Source organism: Roseovarius albus (assembly GCF_900172335.1).
Lineage (GTDB): Bacteria > Pseudomonadota > Alphaproteobacteria > Rhodobacterales > Rhodobacteraceae > Roseovarius > Roseovarius albus.
In genome coordinates, this window is sequence record NZ_FWFX01000015.1 from 43903 (window position 1) to 67830 (window position 23928).

Below are 23928 nucleotides of genomic sequence, written 5' to 3' on the forward strand. Positions count from 1 at the left end.
GGGTGCGGGGGACATGACTCGGCACAAAATCGCAAAAACATTTACAGAGTCGATTTTTTGGTCGAAAATACCTGCCGTAATCGCATTATAGGAATACATTCGAGCAGCTTTGAAGAACGTACATCACCGGGTGAGTAGGCAGATTTACCGCCGAAATTTGGAGATGAAGCATGTGGACCAAAGCACTTGGCGGGATGCTAACGCATATGTTCCGCCACGGAGAATTGAAACTGACATTGGCCGATGGCACAGTGATGCGCTTTGGCGATGGTGCTGCGCCTCATATCGCGCTGACCTTTCATGATCCATCCCTGCCCCGCAAAGTTATCATGTCACCCGATCTGGCCGTGGGCGAGGCCTACATGGATGGTCGTTTGACGATCGAAGACGACAATTTGCGCGGGTTCCTAAGTTTGGCAATTTCCAACATGTCCCTGCAAGGTCAACCGTGGTTTCGCAAACCTTTGGTGTTTGGGCGTCACATATTGCGAAACCTTCATCAATTTAATCCGGCGGCCAAAGCTCAAGCCAATGTGGCGCATCACTATGACCTGTCCGGCGCTTTGTACGATCTATTTTTGGATGAAGACCGGCAGTATTCCTGCGCCTATTTCTCCTCCCCCAACTTGACATTGGAGCAGGCGCAAAATGCCAAGAAACACCACATCGCCCGCAAACTTCGAATTGAGCCGGGGATGCGTGTGCTGGACATTGGCTGCGGCTGGGGCGGCATGGGGTTGACGCTAGCACGTGATTACGGCGCACAGGTGGTGGGTGTGACTCTGTCAAGAGAACAGCACCAAATGGCCAACCAACGTGCCAAGAATGCAGGACTGGAGGCCCAAGCCCATTTTGAATTGATGGATTACCGTCATATCGATGGGCAGTTTGACAGGATTGTCTCGGTTGGCATGTTCGAACATGTGGGCGCGCCGCATTATGCAGAATACTTTCGCACCGTTCGCGAGCGTCTGACAGAGAATGGCGTGGCCTTGATCCATACCATTGGCCGGTCGGAGCCTCCGGGCACCAGCAGTCCTTGGATTACCAAATACATTTTTCCTGGGGGTTATGTGCCTGCCCTGTCAGAAACGGCCCGCGCGATTGAGTCGACCGATCTCTATGCAATCGATGTAGAGATTTGGCGGCTCCACTACGCTGAAACACTCCGCCACTGGCAGAAACGGTTTGAAGCCAACATCGACACGGCCCGCGCGCTTTATGACGAACGGTTCTGCCGGATGTGGCGGTATTATCTTATTGCTAGCGAAATGACATTCCGCATGGGGCGGCAGGTGGTGTTCCAGTTTCAGCTGTCGCCAAAGCAGGATGCGGTGCCTCTGACACGGGACTACTTGTACCCGGCGAAAGGCGAAGAGCAGCTAAAAGCGGCCGAGTAATTAGGTCAACATTGCTGGGATCATGCCCCGTAGTGAGTTCCCCACCCAAATGTTGCGCGCCTTTTGCAGGTCTTGGACAGAGACGACTCGCTCGGCATAGCGGCCACTAGCCAGTTCGGTTTCTCGTAGGATTCCCGGCAGCAACCCAGACGTTAGCGGTGGCGTGACAAATGCGCCTTCTGCCGTTTTGACGAAGACGTTGGTGATTGTCCCCTCGCACAGCTCATCTCGTTCATTGAGAAAGATCACCTCATCCACACCATCAGGCAGCTGGACACGGGTTTGATCGTAAAGGGCGCGCTGCGTGGTCTTATGGGACAACCACAGGTCACCGCTGTTTAACCGTTCCGGCGAAATAGCCAAGCGCCACGCTTGCGACGGCGCCATACCCAGAGCAAAGGTCATAAGGTCAAGTTGCCCGTCGCGATCCAATGTCATGCGACACCTGAGCGCCCGATCATCCGATAGGCCGTCTGCAACTTCACGCGCCTCACTGACGTCAAACGGGATATTCAAAACCTCAGCCGAACGCGCCATGCGCGCCAAATGTCGATCCAGCCGGGCACAGCCCTGCCCCGGCACGTAACCGAAGGTTTCGATCAGTCTGAAGTTCCGGTCAGACGGCGGGCAAAGCGGGTTTTCCATAGCGCTTCCTCGTATTCGCTCTCGGCGGTACTGTCGTAGACCACGCCGCCACCCACATTGAACGCCACTTGATCATTCTCGATCATCAGCGTTCGAATGGCCACATTGAATTCTGCATTCCCGTCCGGCGCAGCCCAACCAATGGTCCCGCAATAGATGTCGCGGGCCTGGTATTCCAGTTCGTCAATGATCTCCATCGCGCGCAGCTTTGGGGCACCCGTGATTGACCCGCACGGAAACAACGCTTGCAGGATATCGGGCAGACCGGTGCCCGCTTGCATTTTCCCGGCCACAAGGGATGTCATCTGGTGCACGGTTTCAAAGCTTTCAATTGCAAAGAGTTCGGGCACCTCAACACTACCCGCCTCGCAAATGCGCGAGATGTCATTGCGCAACAGATCCACGATCATCAGGTTTTCAGCACGGTTCTTTTCATCGGTTTGCAGGAAATAGCGACGGCGTGCATCCTCAGTCGCATCCTCGCTGCGCGGCTGGGTTCCCTTCATGGGCCGGGTTTCGATCCGACCGTCAGGTGTGGTTTTGAAAAACAGCTCAGGTGAACGCGACAACACATCCGGCCGCCCTTCCTCAGTCACTAAGGCGCCGTATCGCACTGGCTGAATATCACACAGAGCCTGATAGATAGCCTCGCTGTTGCCTTGTGCTGACGCTGACAAAGGAAAGGTCAGATTGGCCTGATAGATATCGCCCGCGCAGATATAATCGTGCACACGGGCAAAGGCCTCGCCGTATTCGTTCTCGGACCAGCCAGCCTGAACGTCTGCGAAAGTCGCTGAACCAGGCTGAAGGTCCTCTGCTTTCTCTGGGCCAACATAGACCCCAAAATTCAACAGTGGCAGTCGGCGCTCCTGCGGCATCAATTCATGCAGACGCGGCTCCAGCGCGTAGCCCAACTCATATGTCGCATAACCTGCCAGCCAATGGCCGCTCAAACGCGCCTCGTTGAGCAGTTCAAACGCGCGCGGCACATCAGCTGGTTCCTCCGCCACAATCTGTTTGATTGGGCGGGAAAAACAGCAGGCGGCCTCGGAGGGGCCATGATCAAAGCGAATCTTCACGCCGTGCGCTCCGTCTGATGATGGGTGTGTCTACTCGCTTGAGCACGAAATGACAGCCACTTTTTGCAGCGCTAACATTCATATGTATCAAAATGGGCGTGTCACATTGCCGGAATAGAAATAAATCCCAAGACCGAAGATGAAGATCAGGTTGCCACCGATTGCATGCAATAACACCGCCTGCGGAAAATTGCGGGCATAGACATAGGAATACGCAAACAGCAAGCTCCCACAAAATGTCATCAAGGTGACAACGATGTTCCAATACATCAGGTGAGCCAGCGCAAATAAAGCGCTGTTCGACAAAACGGCTATGCCCGGAGACGGTAGGATGGCCTTGTACCGCTCAAAAAACAGTGCGCGATAGACGATTTCCTGCGGCAGGGCGGACAGTATCGGATAGAGCAGTAGAATCATCAGCAGCAAAGTCATATTGTGCCGCGCCAGGCCAAAGGCCGCATGTGGTGCAAAATAGGTTACAACCGCATAACAAATCACCGCAGTTGTTGCCGAGAACCCAAAGATCAACATCCAGTTCAAGGTTGAAAACCCTCGAAACAGATCTGCGCAGCTAAACCCCGGCGTGCGATAAAGCAACCAAAGTCCGATAAACATCAACAGAAACAAGACCGGGAACAACCAATTTGCAGGCAAAAACACTGCCATCACAACCGGGGCCAGAACAAAGATCCCGATCATTTCGACCCACAACTGTGCGCGTGATCTGACCTGCGAGATTGGATGGTTCATAGGTTTTGCGTCCCTCTTGATTTCCCCTTACATAGGTGTCGCAGGATGCGCTGCCAACAAGCTCTTGCACATAGGCTATGGATGTCTATAACCCGCAACAATTTGCCATCTGCCGACTCGAGGAACCCATGCCTAAAAGAACCGATATCTCATCCATAATGATCATCGGGGCTGGTCCCATTGTCATTGGGCAAGCGTGCGAATTTGACTATTCCGGCGCGCAGGCCTGTAAGGCCCTGCGCGAAGAGGGTTACCGAGTTATTCTGGTCAATTCGAACCCGGCAACGATCATGACCGACCCGGAACTGGCTGATGCAACCTACATCGAGCCGATCACGCCCGAAGTTGTCGCCAAAATCATCGAGAAAGAACGCCCTGATGCATTGTTGCCCACCATGGGCGGGCAAACTGGGTTGAACACCGCGCTGGCCGTGGATGATCTGGGCATCTTGGAAAAATTCGGAGTTGAGCTGATCGGCGCGAACCGCGACGCGATTGAAATGGCGGAAGACCGCAAGCTGTTCCGCGAAGCAATGGATCGCCTGAACATCGAAAACCCACGTGCCACCATCGCCAACAACATTGATGAATGCATGGCCGCACTTGAAGACATCGGCCTGCCCGCCATCATCCGCCCGGCCTTTACTTTGGGCGGCACCGGCGGTGGTGTGGCGTATAACCGCGATGACTATGAATACTACTGTAAATCCGGTCTCGATGCCTCTCCTGTCAATCAGATCCTGATTGATGAGAGCCTGCTGGGTTGGAAAGAGTACGAAATGGAAGTTGTCCGCGACAAAGCTGACAACGCCATCATCGTCTGCGCGATTGAGAACGTCGATCCAATGGGCGTGCACACTGGCGACTCGATCACTGTCGCCCCTGCCCTGACCCTGACCGACAAAGAATATCAGGCGATGCGCAACGACTCGATCGCTGTTCTGCGGGAGATCGGTGTCGAAACTGGTGGATCAAACGTGCAATGGGCGATCAACCCGGTTGATGGCCGCATGGTCGTGATCGAGATGAACCCACGCGTGAGCCGCTCCTCCGCGCTGGCCTCCAAGGCCACAGGTTTCCCGATCGCCAAGATCGCCGCCAAACTGGCCGTGGGCTATACGCTGGATGAGTTGGACAATGACATCACCAAGGTCACACCCGCCAGCTTTGAGCCGACCATCGACTATGTTGTCACCAAGATCCCTCGCTTTGCCTTTGAGAAATTCCCCGGATCCCAACCGAACTTGACCACTGCGATGAAATCCGTGGGCGAAGTCATGTCAATCGGCCGTACGATCCACGAATCCTTGCAAAAAGCGCTGGCATCGATGGAAACCGGGCTGACCGGCTTTGATGAAGTTGCGATTGAAGGTGCGCCCGATAAAGCCGCCGTGATCAAGGCCATCAGCCAGCAAACACCAGACCGACTGCGCACCATCGCGCAAGCCATGCGCCACGGCCTGACTGATGACGAGATCCAGAACGCAACTGCGTTCGACCCTTGGTTCTTGTCGCGTATTCGCGAAATTATTGATGCCGAGGAAAACGTTCGCGCCAACGGCCTGCCAAGTGATGCCGATGGTCTACGCGCACTGAAGATGCTAGGTTTCACTGATGCGCGTTTGGCAAAGCTGACCGGCTTTACAGAATCCGACGTGCGTCGCACGCGCCATACCGCCGGTGTCACAGCCGTATTTAAACGGATTGATACTTGTGCTGCCGAGTTTGAGGCGCAGACGCCTTACATGTATTCGACTTATGAGGCCCCGATGATGGGTGAGGTTGAATGCGAAGCCCGCCCGAGCGACCGTAAGAAAGTTGTCATTCTGGGCGGTGGCCCGAACCGGATCGGCCAAGGGATCGAGTTTGATTATTGCTGCTGCCATGCCTGCTACTCGCTGACAAAGGCAGGCTATGAGACCGTCATGATCAACTGTAACCCTGAGACGGTTTCGACAGACTATGACACCTCTGATCGTTTGTACTTTGAGCCGCTGACGTTTGAACACGTTATGGAAATCCTGCGGGTTGAGCAGGAAAACGGCACCCTGCACGGCGTGATCGTTCAATTCGGCGGCCAAACGCCGCTCAAACTGGCCAACGCACTGGAGTCCGAAGGCATCCCAATTCTGGGGACATCGCCTGACGCGATTGACCTGGCAGAAGACCGCGAACGGTTCCAGGCGCTGGTCAACCAATTGGGCCTCAAGCAGCCAAAGAATGGCATTGCCAGCACGGATGCACAGGCACTTGCCATTGCCGAGGACATCGGATTCCCGCTGGTCATCCGTCCGTCTTACGTTTTGGGTGGCCGTGCGATGGAAATCGTCCGCGATATGGCCCAGCTCGAGCGGTACATCAACGAGGCGGTGGTTGTCTCTGGCGACAGCCCGGTTCTGCTCGACAGCTACCTATCAGGTGCAATTGAATGCGACGTTGATGCCCTGTGTGACGGCGAGAAAGTCCATGTCACCGGTATCATGCAACACATCGAAGAGGCTGGCGTGCACTCAGGTGACAGTGCCTGTTCTTTGCCGCCTTACTCGTTGAGCAAAGAGATCATCGACGAAATCAAACGGCAATCCGAGGCTTTGGCACTGGCACTGAATGTGCGCGGCTTGATGAACGTGCAGTTCGCGGTCAAGGGTGATGAAATTTATCTAATCGAAGTCAACCCTCGTGCCAGCCGGACTGTACCATTTGTTGCCAAGGCGACGGACTCCGCGATTGCTTCGATTGCAGCCCGTCTAATGGCGGGGGAAACACTGGATGATTTCCCATATCGTGGCGCTTACCCAGTCGACGCCAAACCCGGCACTCTGCCCATGGCCGACCAGATGACCCTGGCGGACCCAGACATGCCCTGGTTCTCGGTAAAAGAGGCTGTGATGCCCTTTGCCCGCTTCCCGGGCGTCGATACCATCCTGGGACCAGAGATGCGCTCTACGGGCGAGGTGATGGGCTGGGACGTGTCTTTCCCACGCGCCTTCCTAAAAGCGCAGCTTGGTGCAGGAACGTTCCTACCCCAGAGTGGCAAAGTGTTTTACTCGATCAAAGATTCCGACAAGACCGATTTGGTGGCAGATACCGCAAAGTTGCTTGTCGAGTTGGGGTTCACTATTGTTGCGACACGCGGAACGGGCACCTTCCTTGATGAACATGGCGTGGTTTGCGAAGTGGTTAACAAAGTCTATGAAGGACGTCCGAACGTCGTAGACATGCTGAAAGACGGCCAAATTGCGCTGGTCATGAACACCACCGAGGGGGCGCAGGCGGTTGAGGATAGCCGCGAGATTCGCTCGGTCGCTCTCTATGACAAGATCCCCTACTACACCACCGCAGCAGCAGCGAATGCCGCCGTTTTGGCAATGAAGGCCCGCCAAGAGGGTGACATCGAAGTTACACCATTGCAGGGCGCGCAGTAGCGCCCCGCAACAATCAGAGTTAAATACCTGAATAATAACAAATAAAACGCCAACAATGCAGCCATGCCACCACAGCGTGGCTGCATTGCAAAAAACGCATATATTTTAATGCATTTTTTTATTGCGGGCGGCAAAAAAAGTATTATCTGCGGGTTACAGATGCTAATCGCATCAACGCAACAGTGCCCTTCAGGTAAGGAGGCCATCATGACCCGCGACGAACTGAACCGTGAACTTCATATGAAGAGTGCAACATGGCCGGCCGTAGCTGTGGTGTATGGCTCGATCGTTGGTGCAATGGTTGCCTCAGCGATGGTAATCATCTGACACCGGGGCTTGCGTCCAAACAGCATATTAACCTGACCTAATGTGACAGCCGGCATCTCTAGTGCGGCTGTCGTTTCTGTTATCAAAGTTCTCTGGATCGGATACCAACATGAACCGCGATGAGTTGAACCGCGAACTCCGCCACCAAGCAGCCTCTTGGCAGGCTGTGGCCCTGATCTATGCTGCAATCATTGGCGCGATGATTTTCTCAGCCATGAGCATTCTCTGAGTCCGCGATAATCCCCCTGACACGCAAAACGGCGGGCCAATTGGCCCGCCGTTTTCGTTTTGAACGCGTTCTTAACCGCCGATTCTTGCAGCTGCTGCATCACCCAGATTGTCAACGCCACGCTCTTCCAAGAGTGTTGTCAACCAGTTCGGGTCCATCTCTGGAACCGAACTTAGCAGCAGGTCGGTATAGGGGTGGTGCGGAGGTTTGAACATATCGTCCTTGGGTCCCTGCTCAACCACTTTACCATGCTGCATCACGATCACCTCGTCGGCAATCGAGCGTACCGTCGCCAAATCGTGTGTGATGAACATATAGGCTAGGTTCAGTTCGTCCTGGAGCCGGTCCAGGAGCCTCAGAATCCCTTCCGCAACCAGTTGGTCAAGAGCACTTGTCACCTCGTCACAGACGATAAACGTCGGCTCAGCCGCAAGCGCTCGAGCGATACCGATACGTTGCTTCTGACCACCAGAGAGCTCTGGAGGATAGCGATTGTAGTACTTGGCCGGATCAAGTTCGATCAGGTCAAGCAACTCATCTACGCGGTTTTTGAGCGCGGCCCCGGTCAGGCCCGAGTAGAACTGTGCCGGTCGACCGATGATCTCAGAGATCCGCACCTTGGGGTTCAAAGCCGTATCCGCCATTTGATAAATCATCTGACACTGACGTAGCTCTTCCTTGGTCCGGTTTCGGTAATCCGGCGGGAATGGTGTGCCGTTAAACAGAACCTCACCCTTTTGAGGAGGCAGAAGACCCGTAATACAACGAGCTGTCGTCGACTTACCTGAGCCGGATTCACCCACCACAGCCACGGTCATACCAGCGTAGATGTCAAACGACACATCGTTCAAAATCTTAGGACCGCTGGCATAGGCCGCATCGACATTCTTAACCGAAATCAACGGTGTTCCATCTTCCGGACGATACCGCTGCGGGCTTTCAAAGCTGCGCACAGCCCAAAGGGATTTGGTGTAATCCTCTTTCGGGTTGTTCAGCATCTCCTCGGTAGGAGCTTCCTCAACCTCGTTGCCTTTCAACAGGACTTTGATCGTATCCGCCATCTGCGCCACAACCGCGAGGTCGTGAGTGATGTAGATCGCCGCCGTGTTGAACTGGTCAACGATGTCTCGGATCGCGGCGAGAACCTCGATCTGAGTGGTCACGTCCAAAGCTGTGGTCGGCTCGTCAAAGATTATCAGATCCGGCCGGCACGACATTGCCATCGCTGTCATTGCACGCTGAAGCTGGCCACCGGACACCTGATGCGGATAACGGAAGCCAATCTCATCCGGGTTCGGCAGGCGCAGGCGATTATATAAGTCAATCGCATCTTCCTGTGCTTCCATCCGTTTTTGGATCCGGTATTGAACGGGTGCTTCAGTGTGCTGGTCAATGATCTTATGTGATGGGTTGAATGAGGCAGCTGCAGATTGGGCTACATATGCGATACGAGCGCCGCGCAGGGCGCGCCTCTCGTCTTCAGTCGCTGTAGTCAACTCCATCCCATCAAACTCGATCGAGCCTTCCGAGATCCGGGTGCCGTCGCGGGCATAACCCATTGCTCCGGCACCGATGGTAGATTTGCCCGCACCGGATTCACCAATCAGGCCCATCACCTCACCGCGATGGAGGGTTAGATCGACACCTTTGATGATGTCGACCCATGTTTCATCCGAGTACCCTTGAATTTTCAGGTCCTTAATTTTCAGAAGGACGTCTTTGTCTTTAACCATGTCTTATTTCTCCTTCAGACCCGAAGACCGGAACAGCATCCAGTCAACAACGAAGTTGACCGCAACTGTCAGCAAGGCAATTGCCGCAGCTGGGATCAGCGGGGTAAGTTCACCAAACGAGATCAGTGTCGCGTTTTCACGCACCATCGACCCCCAGTCAGCGGTGGGTGGTTGAATACCCAGCCCAAGGAACGACAGGCCGGCAACCAGCAGAAACACAAAGCAAAATTCCAGACCATATTCAGCCACCAGAGGGGCGGTCGAGTTCGGTAGGATTTCCTTGCGGATCAGGTAACCTGTCCCTTCACCACGCAGCTTAGCTGCTTCGATGTAGTCCATGACGACAACATCACCAGCAACGGCGCGTGTCAGGCGGTAGACTCTTGGAGCGTAGATGATAGCAACCGCACAGATGATCACGATCATACTCGAACCAAAGATCGACAGCATCAACAGGGCGAAAATCAACGATGGGATCGACATGATCACATCCGCAAACCGGCCCATGAACTGGTCAAACCAGCCACCTTTGGTCGCTGCCAACATACCGGCACCGGCACCAAGGATAAACGCAGCCGTTGTTGCCGATAGAGACAGCCCAACAGAGTTGCGCGTGCCGTAGATAATCCGGCTAAACATATCTCGACCGAGTTGATCAGCACCCAGCAGCATGTTTTGGTCTGCTGGAGCAAAGGCTGATGAAATCACCTCAGCTTCACCAAAGGGTGCAATCCATGGCGCAAAGATGCCTGCAATTGCATAGGTGAAGATGACAAACATCCCGAAGGCAGCCGTCAACGGCGCGGTACGCAGTTCTTTCGCCATGTTGTCTGAAACCATCATGATCAAGAACTCACGGAAGGCATAAGAAACCATCGCCGCCATCGCCAGAACACCGGCACTGATTGCGACAAATTTCAATGCACTTGTTCCACCGACAATACCCAGAATGAAGGATACCAGTGTCAATGAAAACAGCAGTAAAAAGACCGATCGTTTGTTGAAGTAGGCCGCCAAGCAGGACCCGATGAGAAGAAAGGCATAGTAGCCAATTACAAAAATGCTCATGTCATCCCCTCCTTATTTCGGATGCCGCAAACGCGGGTTGGTCAGAATTGCGCCGACGTCAGCAGCAAGGTTCAGCAAGATGAAGGTCGCCGCGAAAATCAAACAGCAGGCGTTCACAACAGGAACGTCGCGCTTCGCCACAGCATCCACTAGAAGTTGGCCAATACCTGGGTAAACGAAAACCACCTCGACCAAAACCACGCCAGTGATCAGGTAAGCCAAGTTCAACGCGATAACTGTAATGATTGGCGCCCAAGCATTCGGCAGAGCGTGCTTCACGATCACGCGCCAAGGCGGAACACCTTTCAGACGAGCCATCTCGATATATGGCGAGGCCAGGAGGTTAATGATCGCAGCCCGTGTCATACGCATCATGTGCGCGGTCACAACCAGAACCATGGTAAGGGCCGGTAGGAAAGTGCGATATAGCAAGTCCCCAAAGCTCATTCCGTCATTCAAGCTCGCAATCGCAGGGAACATGCCCCATTTGACCGAGAAGTAGAGGATCAGAATGTAACCCAGGAAAAACTCAGGTGAAGAGATGAACGACAATGTGACAACGTTGGCGACGCGGTCGAAGATCGAATTGCGTAGCAAAGCGACCAATACGCCCAACAAAATCGAAATCGGGATTGCAATCATTGCGGCATAAGCCGCCAAAAATAGCGTGTTAGCAAACCGTTCTCCAATCGCCGAAGCGACAGAACCGCCTGTTACAATTGAAGTGCCGAAGTCGAATACGATCGCGCCCTTCAACCAAGCGAGATAACGAACGATTGCAGGTTGATCGAGCCCCATTTCCTTACGCAAGGCCGCAAGGTTTTCTTCTGTCGCGCCCTGTCCGAGAACGGCTTGAGCAACGTCACCTGGCAACAACTCGATCATAAAGAAAATTATGGCCGAGATGATCAGCAAGATGATCGCCCCCAACCCGAGCCGTTTTCCAACTAGCCCTAGTATGTCTCCCATTTGTCCCTCCTTCTGTCTGCGTCGGCTTTTTGAGTGTTCCCAACGCCTTTACAGTTATGTTTCCCACAGGTGCAGGATGCGACCTGAAAGGATTTGTGGCCCCGATGCTCAAATGGGATTTCTAGCATCTGGGCAATTTAAGCCTGACAATGTCAGGCCAAACGAAATTGGCCATTCCTGACGAATGGCCAAAGTAAACTCAATCGCGCCGAACAGATCGCTGTTTGCGCTAGCACCCAAATGACTGGGCGGTGATCAACGGAGAAAGATAGGCACAATCCATAACCGACAGACGACCCGTATGAGGGTGTATCGTCTGCTTCGCTTGTTACGGCAGGATTCATGTGCACTCCCTGATTATTTGCTGAACGCGCCTCATTCTTTGTGCGAGGCTTTAGCCAAATTTTGCATCTCATTTGGTTCTGCGAACAGCCCGAATACGACATGAACCCAACAAATCACGAAATTTCCGTTACATCTACCCTTTAGTTAAGCAAATGATATTTTTTTGAACGCGGCTTAAAAACTTCTGTAACTACTGACAAATTATGAACTTTTTCTCTGGAAAGTGCCGTTCGCAGAAGATTCACGAGCCTCTTCGGGCTCGTAATTTGGTAAAATAATCAAGCCGCTTCTTAAGTTCTCGTTCGAATCCCCGCTCAACCGGGTGATAATACGCGGGGCGCTTCATGGTCTCGGGAAAATAGTTCTGCCCCGAAAATCCGTCTTCGGCATCGTGATCATAGGCATAACCATCACCATAGCCCTGTTCTTGCATCATTTTGGTCGGTGCATTCAGAATATGTTTGGGCGGCGGCTCACTGCCAGTACTGCGCGCACCCTTCATGGCGGCCTTATACGCAATATAGGTTGCGTTCGACTTTGGCGCCAAAGCCAGATACGTCACTGCTTGCGCCAAGGCCAACTCGCCTTCGGGGCTACCCAAACGTTCATAGACTTCCCAAGCGTGCAGACAATGGGTTTGCGCCTGCGGATCTGCCAATCCAATATCCTCTACCGCCATGCGCGTGATTCTACGAGCCAGAAAGCGTGGATCCTCTCCGCCTGCCAGCATACGAGCAAACCAATACAGCGCCGCATCCGGATCAGAGCCACGTACGGATTTGTGCAAGGCTGAAATCAGATTGTAGTGCTCATCTCCGCTCTTGTCGTATTTGGCCGCACGCTTCATCAAGCGCTTGGTCAGCGCATCGGTGTTGAGATTGCCTTCGACTTTCCATGCTGAAACTTGTTCAATCAGGTTCAGCAACGCCCGACCATCGCCATCGGCCATTTCGAGCAACGCTTCACGCGCGTGGCCATCAAGCGGCAGCGCATGGCCTAGCTCAGACTCAGCACGTTGGGTCATTCGCTCCAATTCAGCCAACTCCAAACGTTCCAACACCAGAACCTGTGCCCGGCTTAGCAAAGCGGCATTCAACTCGAAGCTTGGGTTCTCCGTGGTTGCCCCCACCAACAAGATGGTACCATCTTCCATATGCGGCAAAAATCCATCCTGTTGTGCCTTATTGAAGCGATGGATCTCATCGACGAACAACAATGTCCCCTGCCCGTTTGACCGGCGCAACCGGGCTTCCTCAAAAACTTTGCGCAGCTCAGGCACACCAGTGAAGATCGCGCTGATCTGCACAAAACGCAGATCCGTTTCATCCGCCAGTAGCCGCGCAATTGTGGTTTTCCCCACCCCTGGCGGCCCCCACAAAATGAGCGATGTCAGACTGCCAGAACCCAACATGACGCCAAGCGGTGCATCAGGACCAAGAATCTGTTTCTGCCCGATCACCTCGGCCAGACGGCGCGGCCGTAGCCGGTCGGCAAGCGGATGTGGTGCGGTTTGTGACGCATCAGAAGTCGATGAAGAAAACAGGTCAGACATGATCAGAGCTTATAACGCAAAGACAGCCGACGCGAGCCGCGCATGACATCAAGCCGCAGATAGTCCCGCGCCTTGCGCATCAATGTAGCAGCCATATCGCTATTCAGGATTGGCCGCCCGTTTACCTCAGCGATCACATCCCCCCGGCGCATGCCCAGGCGCGCGCCAACTGGGCCCGGATCTTCTACAATCGCCCCTTCGGACATCAGTGGCAGATTATATTCTGCAATAACTGCGGGATTAATTGTGGATAGGACCAACTCCGGCACAGGAGATTTACGCCCAGTTGTTATGGTGCCTCGGTCAGGCGTTTCTGGTGCCGCCATCAGGGCAACAGCGATCTCTTCGCTCTGCCCGTCCCGGATACGAGTGACCAGAGATTCCTTGCCAATACCTGCAACCGACATGCGATAGATCATCTCAGCCGGGGTGTTGACCGTATAGCCATCCACAGCGGCGATGATATCGCCTGCTTCGAACCCGGCTTCCCGGAAAGGGCTTTGCCTATGCAGTTGCGACAAGATCAGACCACCGGGGCGCTCCAATCCCAACCCATCGGCCACATCTGACGTCACCGGCTGGCCGGTTGCACCTGCCCACGGACGTTGAAAACTCTCGCGCCCATCGCGCATCTGATCCAGAAACTGTGCGACCAAGGCCGAAGGAATGGCGAAGCCAATGCCGTTGGAGCCACCAGAGCGGGACAGAATTGAGGTATTGATTCCAATAAGATGGCCGCTGATATCAACCAAGGCACCGCCAGAATTCCCCGGATTGATTGGCGCGTCAGTTTGGATGAAATAACCCCGGCTATTCCCCGTGGCCGTGCCTGATCGCGCAAGGCCAGACACGATGCCACTGCTGACGGTTTGCCCAACCCCAAAGGGATTTCCGATTGCCAAAACCAGCTCGCCGACCTCCACTTCATCCGAGTTCCGCAGTTCGAGATACGGCAGGTCACTTGCGTCTTTCAACCTCAAGATAGCCAGATCGCTTTCCTGATCGCCTAGTAAAACCTCGGCGTCATATTCGCGACCATCTTGGGAGATAACACGGATCTCTGAGGCCATACCGACGACATGATAATTCGACACGACGATCCCGTCGTCGGTCAGGATCACTCCGGAACCTAAAGAGTTTTCAATCCGTGGGCGCGGGTCACCGAAGCCTTTGAAAAAATGCTCAAAAAACGGGTCACCCTGAAACGGGCTGCGGCGGCCCTGATGGATGATGCGTGCGTAGATGTTCACAACGGCTGGGGCTGCTTGTTTGACCACAGGGACAAAGCTCAGGCTGACCTCAGCCTGCGATTTAGGCACCTGTGTTTCAGCCAAAGCTGGTGGCGTCAAAAGCAGGGTTAGCAAAACACAAAGTCGCAGCATCAGAGCCTCTTAATTCTATGAAAGAAGATATGAAATCAGCAGGCAAAAGATACAAGGGCCGTGCCGGTAAAAGAAAACCCCCGCCAAAAGGCAGGGGCTCAATCCTCAACCGAAGTCGAATATTCTTTTATTCTTCAGCAGCTTCTTCTGCTGCAACGCGGGCTTTGTCAGCTGCGCCTTTGGCATCAACGTCGCGGTCAACGAATTCGATGATCGCCATTGGGGCCATATCACCATAGCGGAAGCCAGCTTTCAGGACGCGGACATAGCCACCCTGACGCTCAGCATAGCGTGGGCCCAGAACATCAAACAGTTTGCTAACGTATTGATCTTCTTTCAACTGCGCTGCGGCCTGACGGCGCGCGTGCAGGTCACCGCGCTTGCCCAGCGTGATCAGCTTTTCAATGATCGGGCGCAGTTCTTTTGCCTTTGGCAGAGTTGTTTTGATTTGCTCATGTTCGATGAGCGAGCCAGCCATGTTGGCCCACAGAGCCTTGCGGTGTTCGTGGGTACGGTTCAGGCGGCGGTAGCCTCGTGCGTGACGCATTTTAAGTCTCCTAACTTCATTTTGCTTTGTCTGGCCAGCGATGCGTGTCGCCAACTCTCCTTAGGGCGGGTTTGCCCAATCTGTCCCCGGCATTCCGGGCATTTTGCATAAGGCGGAGACCTCCCCGCCCTACGCGCATTCTTTGCTCTGGCTTTAGAACGCGTCTTCGAACTTTTTCGCCAGATCTTCGATGTTGTCGGGCGGCCAATCCTCGACATCCATGCCAAGGTGCAGACCCATACCGGACAGCACTTCTTTGATCTCGTTGAGCGACTTGCGGCCAAAGTTTGGCGTGCGCAGCATTTCTGCTTCGGTCTTCTGAATGAGATCGCCGATGTAAACGATGTTATCGTTCTTGAGGCAGTTGGCCGAACGAACGGACAGTTCCAGTTCGTCCACTTTCTTGAGCAGAAGTGGGTTGAACTCGAGACCATCGTCTTCGTCCTGACGACCGGCGGCTTCTGGTTCATCAAAGTTGACGAAGATCGATAGCTGATCCTGCAGAATGCGCGCAGCGAATGCCACAGCATCGTCAGGTGTCAGTGAACCGTCTGTTTCAACTTTCATGGTCAGCTTGTCATAGTCCAGAACCTGACCTTCACGGGTTGGCTGAACGTCATAGCTGACGCGCACAACAGGTGAATAGATCGCATCAACCGGAATCAGGCCGATTGGCGCATCTTCTGGTTTGTTCTTGTCGGCAGCGACATAGCCTTTACCAGTGTTGACAGTCAGTTCCATGAACAGATCCGCGCCGTCATCAAGGTGACAGATCACGTGCTCTTTGTTCAGGATCTCGATGCCAGCACTGTCAGTGATATCAGCAGCCGTGACAACACCTGGACCTTTGGCAGTGATCGACAGGCGCTTTGGCCCTTCGACTTCCATGCGCAGGGCAACGCCCTTGAGGTTCAGAACCATGTCGGTGACGTCTTCACGTACACCAGCCACGGATGAGAATTCATGCAGAACGTTGTCGATCTGAATGCTGGTGATCGCCGCGCCTTGCAGCGACGACAACAAAACGCGGCGCAGCGCGTTGCCCAGTGTCAGACCAAAACCGCGTTCCAGCGGCTCTGCCGTGACAACCGCCTGACGCAGCGGGTCATTGCCCGGCTTAACGTCCAGCTGTGTCGGCTTGATCAGTTCTGCCCAGTTCTTATGGATCATGCTGTCCCTCCATTCCTGTTCTCGGCCCGATGTCCAAAGGCCGAAAACGCCCGAGGTTTAAAATTGACGGAATGGGACCGTGAAAAATCACACGGCCCCATCCAAAATAAATGCGGATTAAACCCGACGGCGCTTAGGTGGGCGGCAGCCGTTGTGTGCAATCGGTGTTACGTCACGGATTGATGTGATGTTGAAACCAACCGCGGCCAGAGCGCGCAGCGCCGATTCACGACCCGAACCTGGGCCCTGAACTTCGACTTCGAGGGTTTTCATACCGTGATCCTGCGCCTTGCGGCCTGCGTCTTCGGCAGCCATCTGAGCGGCATAAGGTGTCGACTTACGCGACCCTTTGAAGCCCATGGTGCCCGCGGACGACCATGCGATGGCGTTGCCCTGAACGTCTGAGATCAGGATTTTGGTGTTGTTGAAAGAAGAGTTCACGTGAGCAACGCCTGTGGCGATGTTCTTGGAGACCTTCTTTTTGGTGCGTTTGGTATCGCGTGCCATTGATCAGCCCTCCCTTATTTCTTCTTACCAGCAATGGCCTTTGCAGGGCCTTTGCGTGTGCGTGCGTTGGTGTGTGTACGCTGACCGCGAACCGGCAGGTTACGACGGTGACGCAGGCCACGGTAGCAACCAAGGTCCATCAGACGCTTGATGTTCATCTGAACTTCGCGGCGCAGATCGCCTTCGACGTTGTAGTTGGCGTCGATGTGTTCGCGCACGGCCAGAACTTCAGAGTCGCTCAGCTCGTTTACACGACGGGATGAGTCGATGTTTACGGCTTCGCAGATGGCTTTGGCCGAAGTGTGACCAATACCAGTGATATATGTCAGGGCGATCGGGACCCGCTTGTGGGTCGGGATGTTAACGCCGGCGATACGTGCCAAGTGTCATTTTCCTTTTGCGTTGCGGGTCCGTAGCTCCAGACCCTTTTTTCACAACGTAAGCCCGAAGCGATCAAGCATCGGGCCGCAGCTGAATTCAGGTAATCGATTCGCGCCGGGGGCGACCCGGTTAAAGAATCGTATCTCTAACGAGATGGTGGTCCATAGGAGGAATTGAGGGGAGCGTCAAGGCTAAACGAAAAACGGCCATTTATCCGGGTTCTGGGATGCGTCGCAAAGGTACTTTTTCTTCTACCAATGTGGTCCCATCAAAGAACACTAAAGCACCGTTTTCCTGCTGGATCATAATTCCTAGATAGTCGGCTTGTGGCCATTCCTGCTCTGGAAAGTTGTCGGACCACTCCCCAACCACTGAATTGAAAACGACGGCACCTATAATGCCGTCGTCTACATCCAAGCAATCACCTACCCGAATTTCATTCAAGGCAGTCATTTCTTTTAGCCTAAAGCGCCCGCAATCGATGCTTTAACTTCGTTGATTTCGCCCAAGCCATTGACCGATTGCAACATGCCTTTGGCATAGTAGTAGCCCAGCAGTGGCGAGGTCTTTTTGTAGTATTCCATCAGACGGTTTTTGAGGCTGTCTTCGTTATCGTCAGCGCGGCGCTTCACCTCGGTGGAGCCACAGTTTTCGCATTTTCCGTCTGCGGGCCATGGTTTGGTGATGTCGTTGTAGACATTGCCACAGCCGCCACAGGTGGAACGGGCAGTGATACGGCTGACCAACGCATTGTCATCAACCTGCATCTCAACCACGGCATCAAGGCTTTCGCCGCACTCTTCAAGCAACGCCGCCAACGCGTCGGCCTGTGGCAATGTGCGGGGGAAGCCATCAAAGATGAAGCCCCCACCCTTTTCGCCTTGCAGCTTTTCGCGGATCAGGCCGATCACGATTTCATCGGTGACCAGATCGCCACGCGCCATAACATCGGCAACAATTTTGCCCATCTCGGTCCCGCTATCTTTGGCCTCTCGTAACATGTCCCCGGTGGAAAGTTGGGTCATGTTACGGTCTTCGACCAAAATATGTGCTTGTGTGCCTTTACCGGCACCCGGTGGTCCGAGAAGAATGATGTTCATCGACGAGTGGCTCCCTTTCTGCGAGCGCGCTTTTTACCTTTGCCGCTCAATTGTGATTTTTCGATCAGCCCTTCGTATTGATGCGCCAGAAGGTGTGATTGAACCTGCTGGATCGTATCCATTGTGACCGAAACCACAATCAGAACTGACGTGCCGCCAAAATAGAACGGAATCTGGAATTGGCTACGCATAATTTCAGGCAAGAGACAAACTGCCGCAAGGTAGCCGGCACCGATGACCAGAACGCGGTTGACCACATACTCAAGGTATTCAGAGGTTTTCTTGCCTGGGCGGATGCCGGGGATAAAGCCATTTTGGTTCTTCAGATTGTCCGCAACATCATCGGGTTTGAACGCCACGTTGAAGGTGTAGAAATAGGCAAAGAACACGATCATCAGCGTGAAGAACGCCAGATAGAGAGGCTGGCCGGGGCCGAAATAGGCCAGAACAACCGACATAACGCCGCCGGTCTGGTTGCCCGAGAAAGTACTGACGGTGATCGGCAAGAGCAGCAGCGAGCTGGCAAAGATCGCCGGGATCACGCCCGCTGGGTTCACTTTGACTGGCAGATGGCTGGAGCCGCCGTCGTAGACTTTCATACCCACCTGACGGCGGGGGTATTGAATGTGGATCTTGCGCAGGCTGCGTTCCATGAACACAACAAAGGCAAAGACCGCGATGATCATCACCAGAACGCTGACGATCACGGCAGGGCTGATTGCGCCTGAGCGGCCAGAGGCAAGGAATTGCGCCAGCGCTGCGGGTACCTCGGCAATGATGCCGACGAAAATGATTAATGAAATGCCGTTGCCGATGCCGCGTGCAGTGATTTGCTCACCCAGCCACATCAGGAACATGGTGCCGCCGACCAGTGTGATCATGCAGCTGGCAATAAAGAAGAAGCCCGGATTGGTGACCAGATCACCCGACTGCATGCTGACAGCCAGACCATAAGATTGCAGCGTCGCCAGACCAACCGTGCCGAAACGGGTGTATTGGTTGATCTTCTTGCGGCCCTGCTCGCCTTCTTTCTTGAGCTGTTCCAGCGCAGGAACCATGGCGGTGAGCAGCTGAATGATGATCGATGCCGAGATATAAGGCATGATGCCCAGCGCAAAGATCCCCATGCGGCCCAAGGCTCCACCGGTGAACATCGACAAGATGCCGCCAATGCCGGTTGCCGCCTCTTCCATGAATTCACGCAGCGCCTGGCCATCGATGCCCGGCACAGGAATGTAGGTGCCCAGACGATAGATGATCAAAACGATCAGGGTGAAAACAATGCGTTTGCGAAGATCAGTTGCTTTGCCAAGCGCGGACCAGCTGGTGTTGGCCGCCATTTGTTCTGCTGCAGATACCATGAAGAGGTCTCTTTCATAATCAAACGCCGCCTAAGGTCGTTTTCCGACCCAGGCGGCGTTTTAAGGAAAACTTGAGGTTTATCTAAGCGGCGCGCACGCCGCTCACAAGTTTTTATTCGGCCGCCTGCGCGGTTGTGACTTTCAGTGAGCCACCCGCTTTTTCAACTGCTTCAACAGCTGACTTCGACGCGCCGGTCACTTCGATGTTCAGTTTCGATGTCACTTCGCCTTTGGCCAGAACGCGCACACCGTCCAGCTTGCGACGGATCAGGCCGCTATCCAACAGCGCATCTTCGGTGATGGCCGCTTTGGCGTCGATTTTCTTGGCGTCGATGAATTTCTGGATCAGGCCCAGGTTCACAACAGCGTACTGCTTGCGGTTTGGCTTGTTGAAGCCACGCTTTGGCAAACGTTGGTATAATGGCATTTGGCCGCCTTCGTATCCACCGATGGATACACCCGAGCGGGATTTCTGACCTTTGATACCACGGCCAGCGGTTTTACCTGTGCCGGAGCCGGGACCACGGCCAACGCGCTTGCGTTTTTTTGTTGCGCCAGGATTGTCGCGCAGTTCATTGAGTTTCATATCGCTTCTCCTTTGCCGGATATGCCCCCGAAGCGTGATGGGCAAACGCGGCGTTTCTAGATTAAAGGTGTGTAGCCCGGCGGGCCACCGGGCGCGTATAGACGGGATAAGACGAACGATCAAGACCAAAGCTGATCAATTAAGCAGTGCAGATTTATATAAAGCGCTTAGCCGCGAATTACTCGGATACGGCGTAGCTTCCATCTTCGTCGTGAACCTCGTCGCCGGTCAGCGCCGGAGTGAAGACGCAAACCAAGCGCATGTCTGTCTTGGCACGCAGGATATGCGCCTCGTGATTGTCCAACACGTAGATCGAACCCGGCTTCAGAGGGAACACCTCACCGGTTGCAACGTTCTCAACCTCGCCCTCCCCCTGAAAGCAGTAGTTTGATTCGAGGTGGTTTTTGTAATGCAAATGCTGCTCGCTACCAGCTTTGATAAATGTGTCATGCAGGGAATAACCAAGCCCGTCCGATGCGAGCAAGATCCGGCGGCTTTCAAAGGCGTCGCCCGTGATATGGGCGCTGGTGCCCAGAATCTGCGATAGGTGTTTTACAATCATCGTGCGCTGCCTCATTGACCCGTGGGGCCATCAGTAAACATTCTGTAAAAACTTGAACACTCTACCGACTTCAAGTGTCAAGGGCCGCTTCGCGGACAAACCAGCCGGTCTCGTGCAAAATTGCAATGGCAGCATTCGCTGGTGAGATGTGACGTCAACCTCGTATCTGGATTAAATCCGTCTTTTTGGCTAACCTATCAATTGAGTTAGGGAGGTTGAGCATTGGAACGACGCCTCACGGCGATAATTGCTGCAGACGTAGTAGGCTACAGCCGCCTCATTCGGGAGAATGAAGTAGGCACTCTGGAGTCCATTAAGGCACATCGCGAAGATCTGATAGAACCTATCGTTTCAGCCCGAAAAGGGCGCATCGTCAAATTGATGGGCGATGGCCTGCTGATCGAATTTGCCAGCGCCGTTGAAGCGGTGCAATGCGCGATAGAGTTTCAACATTTCATAGGGTTGAAAAACAAGGATGTCCTGGAAAAGGACCAGATACACTACCGAATTGGGATCAACGTCGGTGACATCGTCGTGGAGAACGATGACATTTACGGGGACGGTGTAAACGTCGCGTCGCGCCTGGAAGGTTTGGCTGTGCCTGATGGCATCTATATGGCGGCCAGCGTATATGATCAGGTAAAAGACAAACTCGACCTCAACATCAAAGACCTCGGGCTGCATGAGGTCAAGAACATCGCAGAACCTATAAATGTTTTCAGCCTGTTGCTTGATGACAAAGCAATGGCACTCGTTTCTCCTATTCCCCAACCCGTGGCGCCAGCACGTCGCTCACGGTTGGTCGCTATTGTGGTCGCGGTTGCGTTCGCGATCGGGGGAATGGTCTTGTGGCAGAGTTGGGACGATTCAAACCAATCATCCGATACGGCCGATCTCTCTACCGTCCCACTAACTGGCAAACCGTCTATTGCCGTATTGGCCTTCGACAATTTGAACAGCGACCCGGAACATGATTACCTCAGCGACAGCTTCAGCGAGAACATCATCACTGCGCTTTCCCGATTTGTCGACTTCTTCGTAATCTCCCGCAATTCGTCATTTACCTACAAGGACCAACCCGTAAAGGTACAACAGGTGGCGAAGGAACTGGGTGTTCGCTATGTCGTCGAGGGCAGTGTCCAAATATTGGGGGACAAGTTGCGGGTCACAGCGCAATTGATCGACGCAACCAATGGCAAACATCTTTGGGCAGAAAGCTACGACCGCAACCTTGAGGACATTTTTGCTGTTCAAGACGAAGTCACGCGAACGATTGCTCTGACTCTCAACGAAAACATCGACCTGGCTGAGTATGACCGGCTAGAACACCAGCCCACAGACAACTTGAATGCATACGAGCTTTTTAAGCGCGCGCAGGAACAGGCGTTCACATTCACGAAAGAAGGCAACATTCGTGCGATGGAGCTGAGCGAGAAAGCAATCGAACTCGACCCGAATTTTGCGAGCGCATACATCGAACTCGCCTGGGCCCATAACTTCGGCTATCGCTGGGGTTGGACTGAAATCACGTCGCGTGAAGAATCTTTGGGTCTCGCGTTTGAAATGGCTAGAAAGGCGATAAAACTGGAGCCATTCAATTTCAAAGCTCATCAGGTTCTGGCCAGTATTACAGTGCAAAGTGGAGATCTTGAGAAGGCCGCATCACTTTACGAGAAGGCAATATCTTTAAACCCGAACTCCGCTCAGGTACTTGCCGATTCCATTGATCCTCTGATCTACAGTGGAAGGGCGGATGAAGCCGTTGACCGGATGAGGGCTGCAATACGCCTCAATCCACATCATCCAGATTGGTATCTATGGAATCTGGGTTGGGCCCAGTACTTTGCAGAGGACTACAAAGGAGCACTCGCTTCGATTGAGAAAATGAACGGGGTCCCGGATCGCCTCAGACGTACCCTTGCTCCGATTTTACTCCGGTTAGGGCGTGATGACGAAGCGCGCACGATGATGGGCGAGTTCCTAATAGACAATCCCGACTATGATATTGAAGAAGCGAAAGCTGCTCCGTTCACCGACAAAGAATTCCAAAACCGATGGTTAGACGATTTGCGAACATTGGGAGTTCCGGAAAACGCGTTTTAGTGGTTTGGAGTTTCTCTCGTATAGCGGATAATGAAGCCAATAACACACACAGATGGTTTCGTGACAAACTCACTTTTTGGGCCCAAAATGAACCTCCAACGACCTAACGCTAAGTTGTCAAATACTTGGCAAAGCGTTGCAGAGGCAATTGATCTCAGATCAACGCGTCGTGCGCCCATTGCAGCAACCCCTGCCGCTGACGCGGGCGGCAGAAAATGTCGCCGGGGTCACAATTGGCGCGGATCTGCCCGGCGTGGCGGGCAAAGGCGCGCCAGCGTTTAATCTGTATCGCGTCCGTCTGCGGCAGGCGGCGGCCCATGTAGTATCGGCAATACCACTGAAACCAGCCACGCGGGTCGGGACCGTAAATCCATCCCTTTTCTCGCCAGACTGATAAAGACTGCCGGCTTTTTACCCCAAAATAGTTGAGCGCTGGATCCGCATAGTCTGACAGCTGAGCGCCATCAAACCATTCCTGCGGGAATTCCTCCACGCTGTCATTGATATATTTCCCTTCAAAAACACCCATCTTCAGCATTTCCGCCGGGGAATATGCCGGTGAAAATGCTGACGAAAATTGTGAACCGATCGCCACTTCGAGAGTATATGAATAGCCTTTTTGAAATTTGTCATCGACTGTTATGACGTTCTTTATCACAGTATGCGCCCCGTTTTGCTCTCATTAGAAATACGCCAAGGCCAATGAT

22 protein-coding genes are annotated in these 23928 nt (G+C 53.7%); 4 read left to right on the forward strand and 18 right to left on the reverse strand.

Annotated features, from left to right (window positions below; translation table 11 throughout):
• Positions 1-170 precede the first annotated feature (170 nt).
• A complete protein-coding gene (locus ROA7450_RS18035) occupies positions 171-1400 on the forward strand; it encodes an SAM-dependent methyltransferase (protein ID WP_085807350.1) in 1230 nt (409 codons plus the stop codon).
• Here the strand turns inward: ROA7450_RS18035 and ROA7450_RS18040 are convergent, their stop codons facing one another.
• The 3 genes from ROA7450_RS18040 to ROA7450_RS18050 all read right to left on the reverse strand — a co-directional run bounded on the left by ROA7450_RS18040 (position 1401) and on the right by ROA7450_RS18050 (position 3874).
• Positions 1401-2045, reverse strand: coding sequence for an aminotransferase class IV family protein (locus tag ROA7450_RS18040; protein ID WP_085807351.1), 645 nt, complete (start codon positions 2043-2045; stop codon positions 1401-1403).
• Complete coding sequence (locus ROA7450_RS18045) at positions 2000-3124, reverse strand: aminodeoxychorismate synthase component I (protein WP_085807352.1); 1125 nt, start codon at positions 3122-3124, stop codon at positions 2000-2002. The genes ROA7450_RS18040 and ROA7450_RS18045 overlap by 46 nt, the downstream gene beginning before the upstream one ends.
• A gap of 87 nt (positions 3125-3211) precedes the next feature.
• Positions 3212-3874 (reverse strand): CPBP family intramembrane glutamic endopeptidase, encoded by a 663-nt coding sequence (locus ROA7450_RS18050; protein WP_085807353.1) that lies wholly within the window; start codon positions 3872-3874, stop codon positions 3212-3214.
• A 128-nt stretch (positions 3875-4002) separates the two neighbouring features.
• Between ROA7450_RS18050 and carB the strand changes: the two genes are divergently transcribed.
• The gene (carB, locus tag ROA7450_RS18055) at positions 4003-7299 is read left to right on the forward strand and encodes a carbamoyl-phosphate synthase large subunit (protein ID WP_085807416.1); all 3297 of its coding nucleotides are present in this window, start codon (positions 4003-4005) and stop codon (positions 7297-7299) included.
• Between the two features lie 63 nt (positions 7300-7362).
• Positions 7363-7626 carry a hypothetical protein gene (locus ROA7450_RS18060; RefSeq protein WP_085807354.1) on the forward strand — a complete coding sequence of 88 codons (264 nt, stop codon included), beginning with the start codon at positions 7363-7365 and terminating at the stop codon, positions 7624-7626.
• A 300-nt stretch (positions 7627-7926) separates the two neighbouring features.
• On the opposite strand, the gene ROA7450_RS18065 is transcribed toward ROA7450_RS18060, so the two are convergent.
• From ROA7450_RS18065 to ROA7450_RS18130, 14 genes are all read right to left on the reverse strand, one after another.
• Positions 7927-9588 (reverse strand): ABC transporter ATP-binding protein, encoded by a 1662-nt coding sequence (locus ROA7450_RS18065; RefSeq protein ID WP_085807355.1) that lies wholly within the window; start codon positions 9586-9588, stop codon positions 7927-7929.
• Between the two features lie 3 nt (positions 9589-9591).
• Positions 9592-10656 carry an ABC transporter permease gene (locus ROA7450_RS18070; protein ID WP_085807356.1) on the reverse strand — a complete coding sequence of 355 codons (1065 nt, stop codon included), beginning with the start codon at positions 10654-10656 and terminating at the stop codon, positions 9592-9594.
• A gap of 12 nt (positions 10657-10668) precedes the next feature.
• Positions 10669-11625: an ABC transporter permease gene (locus ROA7450_RS18075; protein ID WP_085807357.1), complete on the reverse strand. Its 957-nt coding sequence runs from the start codon at positions 11623-11625 to the stop codon at positions 10669-10671.
• A 586-nt stretch (positions 11626-12211) separates the two neighbouring features.
• Entirely contained in the window at positions 12212-13522 is a 1311-nt protein-coding gene (locus ROA7450_RS18080) for a replication-associated recombination protein A (protein WP_085807358.1), read from the reverse strand.
• Positions 13523-13524: 2 nt separating this feature from the next.
• Positions 13525-14904: a trypsin-like peptidase domain-containing protein gene (locus ROA7450_RS18085; RefSeq protein ID WP_085807359.1), complete on the reverse strand. Its 1380-nt coding sequence runs from the start codon at positions 14902-14904 to the stop codon at positions 13525-13527.
• A 127-nt stretch (positions 14905-15031) separates the two neighbouring features.
• Positions 15032-15451 carry a 50S ribosomal protein L17 gene (rplQ, locus tag ROA7450_RS18090; RefSeq protein ID WP_085807360.1) on the reverse strand — a complete coding sequence of 140 codons (420 nt, stop codon included), beginning with the start codon at positions 15449-15451 and terminating at the stop codon, positions 15032-15034.
• A gap of 153 nt (positions 15452-15604) precedes the next feature.
• Positions 15605-16621, reverse strand: a complete 1017-nt coding sequence (locus ROA7450_RS18095) for a DNA-directed RNA polymerase subunit alpha (protein WP_085807361.1) — start codon at positions 16619-16621, stop codon at positions 15605-15607.
• A gap of 117 nt (positions 16622-16738) precedes the next feature.
• Positions 16739-17128 (reverse strand): 30S ribosomal protein S11, encoded by a 390-nt coding sequence (rpsK, locus tag ROA7450_RS18100; RefSeq protein WP_085807362.1) that lies wholly within the window; start codon positions 17126-17128, stop codon positions 16739-16741.
• Between the two features lie 14 nt (positions 17129-17142).
• Positions 17143-17511, reverse strand: a complete 369-nt coding sequence (gene rpsM, locus ROA7450_RS18105; protein WP_085807363.1) for a 30S ribosomal protein S13 — start codon at positions 17509-17511, stop codon at positions 17143-17145.
• A gap of 208 nt (positions 17512-17719) precedes the next feature.
• Complete coding sequence (locus tag ROA7450_RS18110; protein ID WP_085807364.1) at positions 17720-17962, reverse strand: hypothetical protein; 243 nt, start codon at positions 17960-17962, stop codon at positions 17720-17722.
• A 5-nt stretch (positions 17963-17967) separates the two neighbouring features.
• Positions 17968-18609 carry an adenylate kinase gene (locus ROA7450_RS18115; protein ID WP_085807365.1) on the reverse strand — a complete coding sequence of 214 codons (642 nt, stop codon included), beginning with the start codon at positions 18607-18609 and terminating at the stop codon, positions 17968-17970.
• Positions 18606-19970 carry a preprotein translocase subunit SecY gene (gene secY / locus ROA7450_RS18120; protein WP_085807366.1) on the reverse strand — a complete coding sequence of 455 codons (1365 nt, stop codon included), beginning with the start codon at positions 19968-19970 and terminating at the stop codon, positions 18606-18608. Before secY ends, ROA7450_RS18115 begins: the two co-directional genes overlap by 4 nt.
• 112 nt (positions 19971-20082) lie before the next feature.
• On the reverse strand, positions 20083-20556 hold the full coding sequence (gene rplO / locus ROA7450_RS18125) for a 50S ribosomal protein L15 (RefSeq protein WP_085807367.1): 474 nt from the start codon (positions 20554-20556) through the stop codon (positions 20083-20085).
• A gap of 178 nt (positions 20557-20734) precedes the next feature.
• Positions 20735-21118, reverse strand: coding sequence for an ectoine synthase (locus ROA7450_RS18130; RefSeq protein WP_085807368.1), 384 nt, complete (start codon positions 21116-21118; stop codon positions 20735-20737).
• A 222-nt stretch (positions 21119-21340) separates the two neighbouring features.
• Here ROA7450_RS18130 and ROA7450_RS18135 point away from each other — a divergent pair, with 222 nt between their 5' ends.
• Complete coding sequence (locus ROA7450_RS18135; RefSeq protein ID WP_085807369.1) at positions 21341-23221, forward strand: adenylate/guanylate cyclase domain-containing protein; 1881 nt, start codon at positions 21341-21343, stop codon at positions 23219-23221.
• 154 nt (positions 23222-23375) lie between these two features.
• On the opposite strand, the gene ROA7450_RS18140 is transcribed toward ROA7450_RS18135, so the two are convergent.
• A complete protein-coding gene (locus ROA7450_RS18140; RefSeq protein WP_234999588.1) occupies positions 23376-23750 on the reverse strand; it encodes a hypothetical protein in 375 nt (124 codons plus the stop codon).
• Positions 23751-23928: the final 178 nt, after the last annotated feature.

What these genes read in the sequence shown, in the direction of transcription:
- rplQ (WP_085807360.1), bottom strand. Translation starts at nt 15,451, where the DNA reads ATGCGTCACGCACGAGGCTACCGCCGCCTGAACCGTACCCACGAACAC.
- secY (WP_085807366.1), bottom strand. Translation starts at nt 19,970, where the DNA reads ATGGTATCTGCAGCAGAACAAATGGCGGCCAACACCAGCTGGTCCGCG.
- ROA7450_RS18035 (WP_085807350.1), top strand. Translation starts at nt 171, where the DNA reads ATGTGGACCAAAGCACTTGGCGGGATGCTAACGCATATGTTCCGCCAC.
- ROA7450_RS18075 (WP_085807357.1), bottom strand. Translation starts at nt 11,625, where the DNA reads ATGGGAGACATACTAGGGCTAGTTGGAAAACGGCTCGGGTTGGGGGCG.
- ROA7450_RS18095 (WP_085807361.1), bottom strand. Translation starts at nt 16,621, where the DNA reads ATGATCCATAAGAACTGGGCAGAACTGATCAAGCCGACACAGCTGGAC.
- ROA7450_RS18065 (WP_085807355.1), bottom strand. Translation starts at nt 9,588, where the DNA reads ATGGTTAAAGACAAAGACGTCCTTCTGAAAATTAAGGACCTGAAAATT.
- rpsK (WP_085807362.1), bottom strand. Translation starts at nt 17,128, where the DNA reads ATGGCACGCGATACCAAACGCACCAAAAAGAAGGTCTCCAAGAACATC.
- ROA7450_RS18130 (WP_085807368.1), bottom strand. Translation starts at nt 21,118, where the DNA reads ATGATTGTAAAACACCTATCGCAGATTCTGGGCACCAGCGCCCATATC.
- ROA7450_RS18140 (WP_234999588.1), bottom strand. Translation starts at nt 23,750, where the DNA reads ATGGGTGTTTTTGAAGGGAAATATATCAATGACAGCGTGGAGGAATTC.
- ROA7450_RS18085 (WP_085807359.1), bottom strand. Translation starts at nt 14,904, where the DNA reads ATGCTGCGACTTTGTGTTTTGCTAACCCTGCTTTTGACGCCACCAGCT.
- ROA7450_RS18050 (WP_085807353.1), bottom strand. Translation starts at nt 3,874, where the DNA reads ATGAACCATCCAATCTCGCAGGTCAGATCACGCGCACAGTTGTGGGTC.
- ROA7450_RS18110 (WP_085807364.1), bottom strand. Translation starts at nt 17,962, where the DNA reads ATGACTGCCTTGAATGAAATTCGGGTAGGTGATTGCTTGGATGTAGAC.
- ROA7450_RS18040 (WP_085807351.1), bottom strand. Translation starts at nt 2,045, where the DNA reads ATGGAAAACCCGCTTTGCCCGCCGTCTGACCGGAACTTCAGACTGATC.
- ROA7450_RS18080 (WP_085807358.1), bottom strand. Translation starts at nt 13,522, where the DNA reads ATGTCTGACCTGTTTTCTTCATCGACTTCTGATGCGTCACAAACCGCA.
- rplO (WP_085807367.1), bottom strand. Translation starts at nt 20,556, where the DNA reads ATGAAACTCAATGAACTGCGCGACAATCCTGGCGCAACAAAAAAACGC.
- ROA7450_RS18070 (WP_085807356.1), bottom strand. Translation starts at nt 10,656, where the DNA reads ATGAGCATTTTTGTAATTGGCTACTATGCCTTTCTTCTCATCGGGTCC.
- carB (WP_085807416.1), top strand. Translation starts at nt 4,003, where the DNA reads ATGCCTAAAAGAACCGATATCTCATCCATAATGATCATCGGGGCTGGT.
- ROA7450_RS18115 (WP_085807365.1), bottom strand. Translation starts at nt 18,609, where the DNA reads ATGAACATCATTCTTCTCGGACCACCGGGTGCCGGTAAAGGCACACAA.
- ROA7450_RS18060 (WP_085807354.1), top strand. Translation starts at nt 7,363, where the DNA reads ATGCCACCACAGCGTGGCTGCATTGCAAAAAACGCATATATTTTAATG.